Annotated in this window: 10 protein-coding genes; all 10 read right to left on the reverse strand. The window is 36.9% G+C overall.

Annotated elements, in window-relative coordinates; all coding sequences use genetic code 11:
- Window positions 1–37: 37 nt before the first annotated feature.
- A complete protein-coding gene (locus tag D0T87_RS02700; protein ID WP_163172588.1) occupies window positions 38–388 on the reverse strand; it encodes a helix-turn-helix domain-containing protein in 351 nt (116 codons plus the stop codon).
- A gap of 66 nt (window positions 389–454) precedes the next feature.
- A complete protein-coding gene (locus D0T87_RS02705) occupies window positions 455–1,573 on the reverse strand; it encodes a site-specific integrase (protein WP_163172590.1) in 1,119 nt (372 codons plus the stop codon).
- A gap of 11 nt (window positions 1,574–1,584) precedes the next feature.
- A complete protein-coding gene (locus D0T87_RS02710; RefSeq protein WP_163172592.1) occupies window positions 1,585–2,661 on the reverse strand; it encodes a helix-turn-helix domain-containing protein in 1,077 nt (358 codons plus the stop codon).
- A gap of 531 nt (window positions 2,662–3,192) precedes the next feature.
- A complete protein-coding gene (locus tag D0T87_RS02715) occupies window positions 3,193–5,412 on the reverse strand; it encodes a hypothetical protein (RefSeq protein ID WP_163172594.1) in 2,220 nt (739 codons plus the stop codon).
- Window positions 5,409–6,077 (reverse strand): CpXC domain-containing protein, encoded by a 669-nt coding sequence (locus D0T87_RS02720; protein ID WP_163172596.1) that lies wholly within the window; start codon window positions 6,075–6,077, stop codon window positions 5,409–5,411. The genes D0T87_RS02715 and D0T87_RS02720 overlap by 4 nt, the downstream gene beginning before the upstream one ends.
- A 12-nt stretch (window positions 6,078–6,089) precedes the next feature.
- Window positions 6,090–7,874, reverse strand: a complete 1,785-nt coding sequence (locus tag D0T87_RS02725) for a DUF262 domain-containing protein (protein WP_163172598.1) — start codon at window positions 7,872–7,874, stop codon at window positions 6,090–6,092.
- Window positions 7,875–7,916: 42 nt separating this feature from the next.
- Window positions 7,917–8,972 carry a Fic family protein gene (locus D0T87_RS02730; RefSeq protein ID WP_163172600.1) on the reverse strand — a complete coding sequence of 352 codons (1,056 nt, stop codon included), beginning with the start codon at window positions 8,970–8,972 and terminating at the stop codon, window positions 7,917–7,919.
- Window positions 8,969–9,823: a Fic family protein gene (locus tag D0T87_RS02735; RefSeq protein WP_163172602.1), complete on the reverse strand. Its 855-nt coding sequence runs from the start codon at window positions 9,821–9,823 to the stop codon at window positions 8,969–8,971. Before D0T87_RS02735 ends, D0T87_RS02730 begins: the two co-directional genes overlap by 4 nt.
- A gap of 38 nt (window positions 9,824–9,861) precedes the next feature.
- Window positions 9,862–10,533, reverse strand: coding sequence for a hypothetical protein (locus D0T87_RS02740; RefSeq protein ID WP_163172604.1), 672 nt, complete (start codon window positions 10,531–10,533; stop codon window positions 9,862–9,864).
- A 14-nt stretch (window positions 10,534–10,547) separates the two neighbouring features.
- A complete protein-coding gene (locus D0T87_RS02745) occupies window positions 10,548–13,718 on the reverse strand; it encodes a type I restriction endonuclease subunit R (RefSeq protein WP_163172606.1) in 3,171 nt (1,056 codons plus the stop codon).
- Between the last annotated feature and the right edge of the window lie 2 nt (window positions 13,719–13,720).

Below are 13,720 nucleotides of genomic sequence, written 5' to 3' on the forward strand. Positions count from 1 at the left end.
CTGGCCTGTTGCCTGTTTTTTTGAAAAAAGGATAGATTTATTTTCTCTTTCTAGTATTTTTATTAATTGAAGCCCTAACTTCAGCAATTGTGGCTGAATAGGTTTCTAATTTACCACCTAATATCCAATCAATAAGTTCATCCTCAAAGAAATATATTTTTCTTCCAGCTTTATAGCATGGTATTTTTTTCTTGCTAACAAGTTTATAAATTGTGTGCTTGGATTTCTTGATGATTTTCTCCGCTTCTTCTATACCAATAGGCTTCCTTTCCTGTTTGATAGGCTGCTTGATGGTTGAGAGTAGTGTTTTTATAGTGTTCATCTCTGAAAGAATGAGCGTAATGGCTTCTGGTAAATCTTCAAAAGTAATTCTACTTGTATCTATCATATTTCTTTTATTTAAGAATAGGGAATATGATATTAATTGTTTATAAGTGCTATAACTTTTAACTAATCAATCTATATTTTCTGTATCTATTTTAATGTTTATTTTATTAGCTGATTCTACTTTTTTCTGATTTATTATATGCGTGTAGATTTCAGTTGTAGAAACAAATTTATGAGTTAGCATTTCTTTTAAAGTGTAGATGTCTGTACCAAGAGCCAGTTGGAGAGTGGCAAACGTGTGTCGAAAACAATGAAAGGTAATGTGCTTGTTTATACCTGCATCTTTGATCCACTTCTTGAAAGACCCTCCTAACATCGATTTACAGAATCCTTTAAATACTAATCCCTCATCTGGTACTCCACACAATTTCAATGCTTCCGGACTTAATGGTAGGGTGGCTTCTGTTTCTGTCTTTTCCGTCCTTATTCTCATCCAATAGCCATCGACGGTTGCTTTTTCAATATGATTCCATTGTAGTTGTAATATGTCGCTAAATCGTAAGCCAGTTAAGCATGCAAAGAGTGATGCTCGCTTCAATACTGGTATATCACAGGGTGTATCGACAAGCTTGTTGAGTTCCTCAAAGGTAAGAAACTCTCTTTTAGTTTCCTCACATGGTATTTTCTCTAGGAAATCATTCACGTTCTCCTTTATGAGACGTTCGCGATATGCCACTTTTAAACAAGCCATAAACGTAGAGTAATATCCGGCTTGAGAGTTTTTTTTCAATTTTTTCTCTTTGTTTTTTAATTGCTCTGCATTTAATAGATAGGTCCTAAATCTACGGCATAAATCGATAGTAACATCTCCAAATGAACAATGCCCAGCAACAAATTTCTTGAAATGGGTATAGACAATTGACCATTTCTCCCCTTTTTTCATAGATAAGTCAAAGAAGAAACGAAGGAAATCTTCTTTCTGTTGGCTTTTATCTAAAAAACCAAATTCTTCATTGATACAAGCTTGAATTCGAATAGCTCTGATTGCTTCTGCTTTAGCATACATTTCTTTATTATATTCTTTCTCTATGTCATTTTGTGGTGTTTGAAGAATATAAATGCCCAGAGTTTCCTTATAGACCATTTTCATTGTTTTAGGATTTCTGATAGCGGGATAAAAGTCGAGGTAGAGTGAATATCTCCCATTTGAAATTGCTACTTTTCTTAATGTGATTTTCGTTGACATAATATTTTGTTTTAAACAAATGAATAATCGAAATATTTATCTATGTGGTTTTTAGATACTTTAATCCTGGCTCCATTTTTTTCTGTTGGGATTGAGTATCTTCTAATGAATGCGTAAACGGATTCTTGAGTAAGATTGTATTTTTCCATAATTTCTTCAACTGAATACCATTCTTGTGGAGGATACGTTTTCTTGTACTCATTATCAAATTCTTCTTTAAGGTAATATCCCATTGAGCCACGCCTTGTCTTTGTAATTCCTTTTTTGTGAACGAAATTGGCTACCCATCCTCTTGATACATTATATTTTTCAACAATTTGCGCTCCTGTATACCATTTTGCTGGGTCAATTTGTGAAATATCTCGTTTACTCAATAAACCATCGATATGCTTTTTTGAATAAAGCATTATACCACTGTTATTTCTTCTGGGAACAACATTCTCAGATACCAAACTATAAGTGGATGCTTTTGTCATAGAGTACTTCTCCATTATTTCTTTTACAGAGTACCATTCCGTTATTTCAGGATCAGGTGTTTTTAGAGAGTATAGCTTATCTATATGTGACTTACTGTAGTAATATATTCCACCTCGGCTTACCGTTGGCACGCGTTTGGATTTTGCATATTGGTGAATAGCGCTCTTACAAAAATTATATTTATCAGCTATTTCATTAGCTGTATAAAATTCTGTAATTGGCTTGCGTGGTTGCTGTTTTACCTCATAATCCTGTGCTTCTTCAAACATTAGATGAATGTCTTGTTTACGAATGAAAATTCTCCTATTTATTTTTAAACACCTTAGTTTTTTTGCAATACAGTACCTATATACAGTGGTTTTCCCTATACCCATATACTCTGCTGCCTCTTCCAGACTTAATATGTCTTTGTCTTTAATAATAGGAGTTAAGAGTGACTTAAGTTTATTTTCTTCGACTTCTTCCACAACTTTTATGTGCTGCGTTCTCTTCATCACCTTGTAAGCTGCTGCTGCACATTTTTGTGAACAATACATAGTGTTTGTTCTTTTGGCGGTAAAAATGCCACTACAATGTTGGCATACCTTTTGGATTCGGATATTACTTCCCATAACCTAAGATTTTATCAATTAATATATCTTAGTTACATTCCGGTGCATTCCAGTACATTCCACTCCGTTCCGCTCCGTTCCATTTGAACACATTCTGGGAGATGGGAAAGGTATCTCTTATTTGCGTTAATTGACGATGGAGAAATAACGCAGAAAAAAAATACAAATCAAGCTAAAAGTCTACTTGTAGGGGAAAATTGAAGAAACATAAAAGGCGCTCATTATGAGCGCCTTAGTAGTATCCGTTAGTATATACTAACCCTTTATAACCATGTCTTATTTTCCGATACAGGATATGTATATATCATATTATCAGATATATAAGCTTTTTAACGGTACAAAGTTCAAAAAAACAAGTGCATAGAATGTGGTGAAAATCAATTATTTAACATTTTTCACGGTACAAATGTACTGTTTTTCTTCAATTCTCCAAATCGGAGAAGTATTAACCTGCTGAAATATTGACAATTGCAATTCTTTAGCGAAGTTATGGGAGAGCTAAAAAGTGGAATCATAGGGTTTTTCTCTGTTTTATGATAGACGTTCTTTCAATACAGATAGCATCTTTTCGGCTCTGCGAGGAATATGCTCTTCGCAGAAAGAAAGATATTTTTCTACTGCTTCCAAATAATTATCGCGAGAAAGAAACTTATCGTTCATCGTGATTAATTTAAATATTTCCTTGGGATTACCATCAGAATCAAGATAGTCTTGAAGAAGCAAACGCTCTGTCAAAAGATGGAATCCTTCTATTCCTATGTATTCGGCTAACTCCTTTTTGCAAGAATTCATCGTATCCAGAAAGGAATAAGGAGTCTTTCGTGGATTGATGAGATAGGTATGGATCATGGATAAAAACTTATCCATATAACCCTTGATTAAGGTTGATTCTTTTGAAAGTTCGAAAGCTTTTGGCATTAAAACCATATTGCCCAGATTGAAATAAAGTTTCCTATAATAGTCATTGGCTTTTTCTTCCAAGGCTTTCGATGGATTATACTTTGATAATCCCTTAAAATACTCTCCTGCAATTGCAGCACCTAAAAGTCGTTGATGTGTTTGAAGTAAGCATCCACCAAATACATTTTTATTTTGCTCCGGAGCGAAAGCGTAATTTACCCAAACTCCATCAAAAATAAGAGTTAGTAGTGCTCTTACTATCTCCGTATGAGTTGGAGAAAAAGCATAGCCACGACAGTAACCATATTTCTCATCGTCTTTGAGCTGTGTGAAATCGTATGTTAATAAATGGTCTATATCGCCGCCTAATTTTTCAGTTATAAACTCTGTCACTAGGGTTGTCGCTTCTTTTAAAGGGTTTGCTTCTCGATCGGCTTTTAGAATTCTTTCTTGTTCTTTTCGTTCGTGCCAAGAGAGTTCCGACTCGGCTTCCTTGCGGTAGTCGCATCGTCCTTTTATGTAATGTTTACGAAAATCTTCCTTATCAAGACGCCCACAACACTCTCCATGTCCTTTGATCGCAGCCGAGAAAAAACAGTTTTCACAAATGCTTTTCTCTACACCTACAAAGGGGAAGTTGTCTTCTTCTTTAATGGAAATCTCTATATCTGCATCTTCTGCCAATTTGTGAATAAAGCTACTCATCCCTGCGGTTTTATCATCGGTGGGTTCTTCTGCCTGGAAAAGTGAGAAAAGCTGATAATTATTATCTAACCCTATCGGATGAAAAGTACGTTCTTCCCACTCTTTATTCAAAGAACGGGAATGAACCTCCTGTCGCATCTTTTCTTCTAAACTATTTCTCGCTATTTCAATCAAGGTACTGCCTTCTTGCCCAGCGACATGGTTGAAAAAATTAAAAGCCATCTCGTTATCTCCTAATAGTCGAGCGGCTGTTTCGGGTATATGAAGTAGAAAAACTTGTGTCACGCCATCTACCTTATAAACATCCATAACCTTGAAGTAGCTATTGAAGTGTAAAACCGATAAATTCCACAACCCTACATTGGGATTTTGCATTACTAAGTCCTCTATCTCAAAGAGTCTTGCCGTATGTGCGGATGCAATGAGGAAACGAGTTCTATGAATCGGTTTTAGAAGCTTGGTTGTTGTATCAATGAAAAAGCCTGCCCGAATAATTGCGTTTACATGATAAACATCCTCCGCAATGATCGGCGCATTGGTGTCGCGATAAAAGAATTGCAAGCCGGGTAAAACCCAATTGGCAACTTTCTCAAAGAAATCTGTCGTATCTATTTTTGTTTTGGGAGGTAAATGAGATTCGGCAGGATCATAAATTCCTCCATCTAACTTTACAAAATAAAGATTGCCTTCGATTTCAATTTGAATGGCATAATATCTTTTCTCATAATCATCTTCGGTTTTGTTTTCTGGAATATTTTCCCACTCCACTCTATTTCCGTTTACATCCAAAAGTTCATAGAGCCAACGAGCATGACTATCCATAATTGGAAGAAGAAAATCTCCGTTGACGTGAGCAATGCCAGATAAGTATTGCGTAGGTATTGTCTTGGTTTTTCGTTTTGTTATCCCGACGATTAGAAGACCATGATGCGCCTGACCGATGGATGAAAAACTTTCTCTGAAAACTTCCGTACCATCTGTCCGAAGCAGGTTGTATTGTGATCCTCCGGTTACTTGTGCTCGAAAATAACCTTCTCCTATGGGTTCAACAAACCAATATTTGTATTCTGTTAATGGCAATCCGTTTGAATCGACTAAAGCCCAACGACCTTCTTTGTATTCGCCTTTGATGCCTACTCGCTTCATGGTGCTGATTTTTTCATTTGATTGGCAATCCATTCCTGATCAACGCATACACCTCTCTCAACGTTAAAACGAGGATCAAGTTTTACAGCTAACTTATGTTCGTAATAATTATCCATAGGCAATGTGAGAATCATTTTTTCTTCTTTCTCCTCGTCTAAATAGAAAAAAACAATGCTTTCATGCATTGAGTCCTCCTCTTTCGCATTGAGCCCACCAAAACGCAGGTCATACCTTTTTTCTGATATTTCAGGATATGAAATATGACTTATAATATATTTCATTCTCTCTATCACCACATCATTAAGCCCGTTTTCCAATATGGCAATTTTCTCTTTAAAGTTTATCAATCCATACACAGAGCGTATAGTATATCCATCCTCTAATCCTAAAGGCTGCGGGATTTCAAGAGGATCATATTTGCCTCTTTCCGGTTCTTCAAACGAGAAAAAAAGCATAAACTTATTTTTCATATCATGATAGAGTGACCCAAAAGGAATGAATACTTCATTTCTACAATTGGGACACTGCCAAAGAAATAATTCATCGTTGAAGATTTTGTCTCTCAGTTCAGGATCAAGGTCAACATTGACAGAATCCCAAAGTTCAAACTCTCCGCGAGCATGACAATGCGGGCAATCGATAGGCTCTTTGTGGGATTGAGACATGATTACATTATATTATTTAATCCATCCATCTTCTTTTAGCTTATCAATCATCGCCTGGACATCGGCCGGTGGAGTAGTAGATGAGCCCTTACTGTTTTGATAATTTACATCCCAATCCTTTAGAAGTTTCATTATCTCAGAAGAGATGATCTTATCCCGGTGCTCAATATTCCCCAAAGTCCAGTCGTCAGCTATACTGGCAACTAATATCCTTGTTACCTCTATCTCCGATTTCTGATATTCATCCTGTTTCTTTTTGAAGTATCCATTGCTGGCGATGATGTTTAATTTTCTTTCAAAAGGTGTTTTGTTTCCGATATGCTCAATCATAGCGCTCACTTCTTCAGGTTGCACATCGGGGAAAAACGATGTTTGCCATTTCTGTGGTAAGATATGTTCGATTTGCCAATTGTCAGGTAAAAGTTGATCTTGATGGTTATAGGCATACGATTTTAATAACATTCTAACTATGTTGCGATGCGGTTTCCTAATGATGCTCTCCAAAGGCATCTTGTCAATAGCCCGAAATCCAAAGTCTGGATGCGAGTCGTTAATTATTTTTGCTCCCAATTTCATAATATCCGCTTTAACAGCATTGATGGTGGGAAATAGGAGGAATCGTGTTATTAGTTCTTCTGTTAGCTTGTTGAGGAATAAGAGGAAATTCTCATCAAAGTCATCCTCCTTTCGGTGTGATAAATAGTAGATAATGACCGGATATTTCCAAAATTCATTCGGATAGGATGTGAGTATATCTAATGCCTTCCTGATTTTTAGGTTATTATCCCAACTTTCTTCCGGTACATCCTGATTTGTGTTAATAACCTTCCAAAGATTTAATGACGTTCTCAATTCCTGCATTAGATTTTTATCATCTAAACGAGCGAATTTGTTTGCGGAATAAAACTTTCTTACTCCAGGGGTCGTGGAACTTACATCATTCTCTTTTGCTCTTAAATAAAACATATAGTAATAGAAAAGTTGTTGAATGCTTTCGTATGCCTCGGCTGCTTCTTTCTCCAAGCTTTTCCACTCATTAATAAACAATTCTTTCTCTTCTCCCTGAAGGTTATTGTATATCTTTGCTTTGAAAATATCTGCATCAGAAAGTGGTAGCCCTCTATTGTTTAATGTTGAGAAAATGGTCAATGCTGTATCTTGACTATCTGCACTAATTGGTAGGAGAATAGCTCTATTTAGTAAGGTATAGATGAAATCATATACTTTTAGAGGTGATTTCTCACAATGGGCATCGTACAATCTTTGGAATAATAAATAATTTTTTGAGTAGTTGTCATCTGCCTCTGAATCTGCTATTCCTGACTCAAGAATATTCCCAAGAATCTCATTCCCTTCGTTATCCACAACCATTGATGTTAGTAGAATATTAGTATAATCTACTTCTCCGGTATAATTATCTGTATGCCAAATGGCAGGTTCTATCTGACGTATAAAATTCTGCGCTTTCGCAGAATTCACATCGTCTCCATTACGCAACTTTGTATAAATAGCTCGAAGCAATAAAAATAATGATGTGATACGTTGTTGTCCATCTATAATCTCTTGCTTCATTTCTTCATTTTCAAACGAAACAATGCTACCTAAGAAATAAGAACTGTTTTGATTAACATCTCCTTGTGTAGTAGCAAATTCCCATATGTCTTCAAAAAGTGTTTCGATCTGCTCGGATGTCCAAGCGTAAGGTCTTTGATATTCAGGTATGATAAAAGGCTTCGTTCTGCCGGTTTTCAATAGCTCTGACACACTCTGTTTGTTTACACTAATTGCTGTTGCCATATCAATTATTATTTCAGATTATACTTATTGTTATTTGAAGTGTTAGATTCCTTTTATCTCCCAAAACCCATTACGCTTACCGTTTTTACGCTCAATAATACCTTTCTCAACTAATCCTACTGTTAATCGCTTTACAGTGGATATAGATTTTCCTATTTGTTTAGCTATCTCCTGTTGCTTTATCTGTGGGTTCTTACGAATGCAGTCAAGCAAAGCCTTTTCCTCCAAAGTGTAATTCAAAGTATCAATTTGAGACTTTGAAATTTCAGGAGTGATACTTTGGAGCTCATTTCCTATATGCATTGAACGATTTCTTAATTCGTTCTTTTCTCCCATCAGCAAATTGCGGAAGAAGCGCTCCAAGTATTCAGGATTCCGTTTAACCCCTTTCTGCACGTTCTGATAGTTCGCTCTGACCAAAGCATTTCGGAAATACCATGAATGCTTCGCAAAAAGATCATTTTCCACATTAAAGCCGATAGAACGGAGGTATTGAATTGTAAAGACAGCAACAGCTCGGGTATTGCCTTCTCCAAACGGATGTATCTGCCATAAACCGGATACGAATTTAGTGATATGCTTTACGATTTGTTCCAAACTTAAGCCTGTATAGTCAAATGCTTTTTCCTGTTCAATATCGTATTCAATAGCCTTACGAAGATCAGGAGCTGAAACATAAAGAACAGTATCTCCATCAAGCACCCATTCTTTCTTTGTTATGTTATAATCACGAATCTTTCCGGCAAACTTGAAAACTCCATCGAATATACGTCGATGCACGGCTGTAAAACCAGCTACAGTAAAGGCAAAGGAGCGCTCACCGAGCAACTTGGTAATATTTGCCGAAGCTCTATCCGCTTCTTCTCTTTCATCATCCTTTGCTGTCCGAGTCTTTTTCGACTGATAATAACTCTTTATTCGCTCTTGAACTTCATCAATAGTTATATCCCCTTCGATATGTTGCCGGGCGGTTTCAATCAGGTATTCGGATGGGGTTAGTCCATCAACAGCTTGCAGACCTATTGCGGTCTGCCAGGCATAACCTTTCTCCCGTTTAGCGGGCTCGGATTGTCGGAGGTATTCGTCGAAGTTGGTCATATATTATTCTTGTTAAACGAATCCTGAGGATCGCTCGTTGTTTTCAGGGGGTCAAATGCTTGCGAACGCTTATAAGTTGCTATCTCTTTGCGCAAATTGCGGATATGTTCAGCCAATATAAACTCACGGAAAGGCTCTAAGGAATCTTGTTCACGAGAGTCAATCAACGCCTGTATATATTCCGCTTTGTTATCTTTATCTACCTTGGTAGGAATCAGGTTTAATTCAAATTGCAGGTGATTCATCACAAGACGCGACATTCTGCCATTGCCATCCACCCACGGATGAATAGTTACGAGTAAATAGTGGGCATCAAAGCTCAATAGATACTTTTCTATCAGGTCGTCACTTTGTAATAGAGTATTTCTGCGTTCGTTGATCTGTTGGCAGAAAGCCTTCAAATGTGCCGGAACTTTCAGGTAATTCATATAAGAACTGCCGCCTGTTCCCGCTGTTACATTTACTAAACGAAGGTCACCTTTTGAGGAATCGAATGAACCTTGCAGAGTATTATAAATGCTATCGGTATTCTTCATCACAATAGCGGAAAGGAATTTGAGCATTTCTGTATTGAAATCAGTATGTTGTTTTGCCAACGTCATGCTGTATTCATAAGCAGCTTTCAAATCAAGGTTCATCATCTGCTCGCTAATCGTTCGACCTTTAGCAGAAATACTTTCATCAAAGAGCAGTTGGTTTTCCACCTCCGTTAGCGTAGAACCTTCTATCGCAGTAGAATTTGTAATAAGGGAGTATAGATAGAACTTATCATGGTCTATCTGCTGTCCAATGCCCAATTGATTGTATTCATCAACAAGCTGCAGAAGCTGCTCTTTATTAGTATTCTTCATGCGATATTTATTTGCTTATACTACAGTTGTCCACTAAATTATATTATTTCCACGTTTAACCCCAATTTTAATTTCTTGGATATCTCTTCCAATTGCAATCTTTTTTGATTCGTGGCCGAATGAGTAACAATCCACCAACCACCTTCTATTTCGTGTTGGTTATAAAAGTCATCCTTTATTTTTGACACAAGTGGAAGACCAACCCATTTCATATTTAGCTCGGCAACTTTTTCTACTCCTATTCTGAGGATAGTGTATATAAAAGTTTCATAAGCATATGAATTTTCAATGGTTGTTCCGTCTGGAAATTTAACAGAAAGGCGGGTCTTTTTCGCCTTATTAGCGAACTTCATTTTTCGTTCAGTTTTCTTCTTTTTAGCATTTTCGTTAGTCGCATATATTTTTTCTTGGACTTCCTTCCGCTCTGAAGAGAGAGGGTATTGTTTTGTTTCTTTTTCATCTGTAATAACCCGTTTCCGAGTTAAGCGAACAGACAGGTTTTCCCCCGGAATATAATCGACAACCAAGACAATCGGACGTTCTATCTTAGTTATGATAGGCTCTATACTATCTGAAAGTCGAGGGATTACATCATCTTTAATCAACTCTTCTTCCAGTTGATCCACCGCCTTCAGGGTCTCTTCATTCAAAGGTAAACCTAATTCTTTTAGTCCACGTATGGAGTTGTATAATGTTTCTAATTTGGTCATAATCTAAAATGCATTTATAATTCGTTCTTATCTTTACCGTATTTTGCAATAGGTTCAGCCGCTTGTTGCACAAATTCATCATTGAGAGTTGTTTTATAAAGCTTGTGCCCCGAGTCAGATAAGTCAATGGAATCTGATGGATTATCACTCCATTCTTCACATTGTTTCAGAAGAACAGCCATCGCATTTTCAGATTCTTCTGGTGGATATTTGTACTTCTTCAATAGACGTTTTACGAGTCGGCGCATACCTGCTCTTGCTGATTCTTTCTTTTGCCAGTCAATAGTCCTATTCTTACGGAGCATATCGGTTAACTCTTTAGTCATTTCGACTAACTGTTCGTTTGTATAGAAATCTTGAACGGCTCTTGGTTTAGTTAATGCGTCATAGAAAGCTTTTTCTTCCGCATTGAGTCCAAGCTCATTCTTCTCATTTTCTGTTTCGGCTATATTTTTTGCCATTTTTAGAAGTTCCTGAATCACTTCTTCATTGGTAAGCATTCCCTTGAGGTAGTTTGATAAAGCTTGATTCAACATTTCAGAGAATTTTTCTGCCTGTACAAGATTGGTTCTTTTGTAAAGGCTTACTCTTTCTGCCAATAAACGTTTAAGTAATTCTATGGCAATATTTTTCTCCTTCATCTTTGATATCTCGTCCAAGAACTTAGCATCGAATAACGAAAATTCAGTCTTAACATCCGAAAATAGGTTGATAACACCCTGGCTCTTTATGCTTTGCTTTAAAAGTTCACCAATCCGTTCATTAATTTCTCGTTTTGAAACTTTCCCTTTACCTGTCATTCTATTTAATAGGATACGAACGGTTTCAAAAAATGCTGCTTCGAAGCGTAATGTATTATCTAATAAACTGCGACACAAAGTGATCGCATCATGCAACAATTTTGCTTCTTTTAAGAATGCATCTCTTTGCGCCTCCTTATCAGGAGCCATAATGAAGTTCACTCCACCCTTTATCAACTGCGCTCTGTCGGCATCTGTTCCTGTTTGAAAACTACCATAATCATATCCGTGGAATATGTCTCGACAGACTTCTAACTTTTCTTTGAACTTGGATAGAGCCGTTTCTTTTATATCTAATTTCTCAAAATTACTCTTATCTCGTTTTGTATAATCGCGCATGGCATCTTTCAGGGCTTTAGCAATACCTATATAGTCAACAATTAGACCTCCTGCTTTATCTAAGAATACCCTATTGACACGCGCTATCGCTTGCATCAGATTATGCCCCTTCATCGGTTTATAAACATACATTGTTGCAAGCGATGGCACATCGAATCCTGTAAGCCACATATCAACGACAATGGCAATCTTCATCGGGTCTTCATTATCTTTGAATTTTTTTGCCAATTCTTTTTTGTATTGTTTATTGCCGACAATAGAATGCCATTCCTCCGGATCATTATTTCCTCCAGTCATAACTACTTTTACTTTCTCATCCCATTCCGGGCGTAGTTCAAGTATTTTTTTATAGATATCAATAGCGATAGATCGTGAGTAAGCTACAATCATCGCCTTTCCTGTCAACTCAAACTGACGGTTTTCTTCATAATGTTTGATAATATCTCGACAAAGCGAATCAATAGTTTCAGGAGCACCAAGTATGACATCGAGATGAGATAGTTCTTGTTTGCTCTTTTCGATTTGATCAATCTCTGCCCCCTCTTCAGCTAAACTTTCATATTCAGCATCGATTAATCTAAGAGTTTCTTCTTCCAATTTTAAGTTGATAACACGCGATTCATAGAATACAGGGCGAGTGGCTCCATCTTCTACAGCCTGGGTCATGTCATAAACGTCAATATAATTTCCAAAGACCTCTTGTGTATCTTTGTCTTTTGTTGATATTGGCGTGCCGGTAAATCCGATAAAAGATGCATTGGGTAAAGAATCGTGAATAATACGAGCAGCTCCTATAACGACTTTAGCCTCTTCTTTGCCTTCTTTGTTCTTTGTGAGACGAATCTTTTCTTCAAAGCCGTATTGTCCCCTATGTGCTTCATCGGTCATAACGATTATATTCCGTCTTTCAGACAATGGCTCGTTTGATTCCTCAAACTTCTGCATGGTAGTAAAAATAATCCCATTTGCTTCCCTGCCTAAAAGAAGTTCTTTGAGATTTTCCCTGCTTTTGGCTTGTATTGGTGTTTGCCTCAAGAATTGCTTGCATTTTGCAAATTGTGTGTATAACTGATCATCAAGGTCATTCCGGTCGGTTATAACCACAATCGTTGGTTGAGATAAAGAATGTTGGAGTAAATGAGCATAAAAAACCATAGAGAGCGATTTTCCACTTCCTTGTGTGTGCCAAAAGACACCAACTTTGCCATCATTCCCTATAGCTTGTTTGGTTCGTTCAATAGCTTTATTTACGGCGAAGTATTGATGATATCCTGCTAATATCTTGATAGATTCGCTTTTGTCATCCTTAGAGAAACAAATATAATTTTTGATTATATCTAAAAAACGTTCTTTAACAAAGATTCCCTCAAAGAAGGTATCGTAATCGGCTAATTGCGTGCTTTCATAACTCCCATCTTTGGTTTTCCACTCCATGTAACGATCTTCTTTGCTGGTTATGGTACCAGCTTTAGACGCACTCATGTCTGTCATCACACAGATTGCATTATATACAAACATAGATGGGATTTCTTGCATATAGTTTCGCAATTGGCGATAAGCAGCAGATGCATCAGTCTCTTCTCGTGATGGAGATTTGATTTCAACAATAGCAAGTGGCAATCCATTTATGAAAACAACCAAGTCCGGGCGCTTTTCGGATTTTTCAACAAAAGTCCACTGATTTATGATTTGGAATGTGTTTTTATGAATATGTTCATAATCATAATCTATCAGGTAAACGAGATTGCTTTGTTGTTCTTTCCCGTCAAAGTAACTAACCTCTATGCCATGTTGGAGATAATCCATGAAATGTTCATTCCGTTGAGTCAAGCTACCGGCGTCCAGATTTCTCAATTTAGAAATAGCCTCTTCAATGCCGATTTGTGGTATCGACCTATTCAGTTCAATAAGGCTTTGTTTTAATTGAGCTTCATAAAAAGGAAGATAATAGTCCCGTTCAACATCAGGACCATATAAATACTCGTATCCTAACTTTTGATATAGTCCGATAAGAGCTTGTTCGTAGCTGTTCTCTGTGAATGACATAT

Origin of the sequence: Bacteroides sp. 51, assembly GCF_010500965.1 — a bacterium.
Taxonomy (GTDB): Bacteria; Bacteroidota; Bacteroidia; order Bacteroidales; family Bacteroidaceae; genus Bacteroides.

What these genes read in the sequence shown, in the direction of transcription:
- D0T87_RS02700 (WP_163172588.1), bottom strand. Translation starts at nt 388, where the DNA reads ATGATAGATACAAGTAGAATTACTTTTGAAGATTTACCAGAAGCCATT.
- D0T87_RS02705 (WP_163172590.1), bottom strand. Translation starts at nt 1,573, where the DNA reads ATGTCAACGAAAATCACATTAAGAAAAGTAGCAATTTCAAATGGGAGA.
- D0T87_RS02710 (WP_163172592.1), bottom strand. Translation starts at nt 2,661, where the DNA reads ATGGGAAGTAATATCCGAATCCAAAAGGTATGCCAACATTGTAGTGGC.
- D0T87_RS02715 (WP_163172594.1), bottom strand. Translation starts at nt 5,412, where the DNA reads ATGAAGCGAGTAGGCATCAAAGGCGAATACAAAGAAGGTCGTTGGGCT.
- D0T87_RS02720 (WP_163172596.1), bottom strand. Translation starts at nt 6,077, where the DNA reads ATGTCTCAATCCCACAAAGAGCCTATCGATTGCCCGCATTGTCATGCT.
- D0T87_RS02725 (WP_163172598.1), bottom strand. Translation starts at nt 7,874, where the DNA reads ATGGCAACAGCAATTAGTGTAAACAAACAGAGTGTGTCAGAGCTATTG.
- D0T87_RS02730 (WP_163172600.1), bottom strand. Translation starts at nt 8,972, where the DNA reads ATGACCAACTTCGACGAATACCTCCGACAATCCGAGCCCGCTAAACGG.
- D0T87_RS02735 (WP_163172602.1), bottom strand. Translation starts at nt 9,823, where the DNA reads ATGAAGAATACTAATAAAGAGCAGCTTCTGCAGCTTGTTGATGAATAC.
- D0T87_RS02740 (WP_163172604.1), bottom strand. Translation starts at nt 10,533, where the DNA reads ATGACCAAATTAGAAACATTATACAACTCCATACGTGGACTAAAAGAA.
- D0T87_RS02745 (WP_163172606.1), bottom strand. Translation starts at nt 13,718, where the DNA reads ATGTCATTCACAGAGAACAGCTACGAACAAGCTCTTATCGGACTATAT.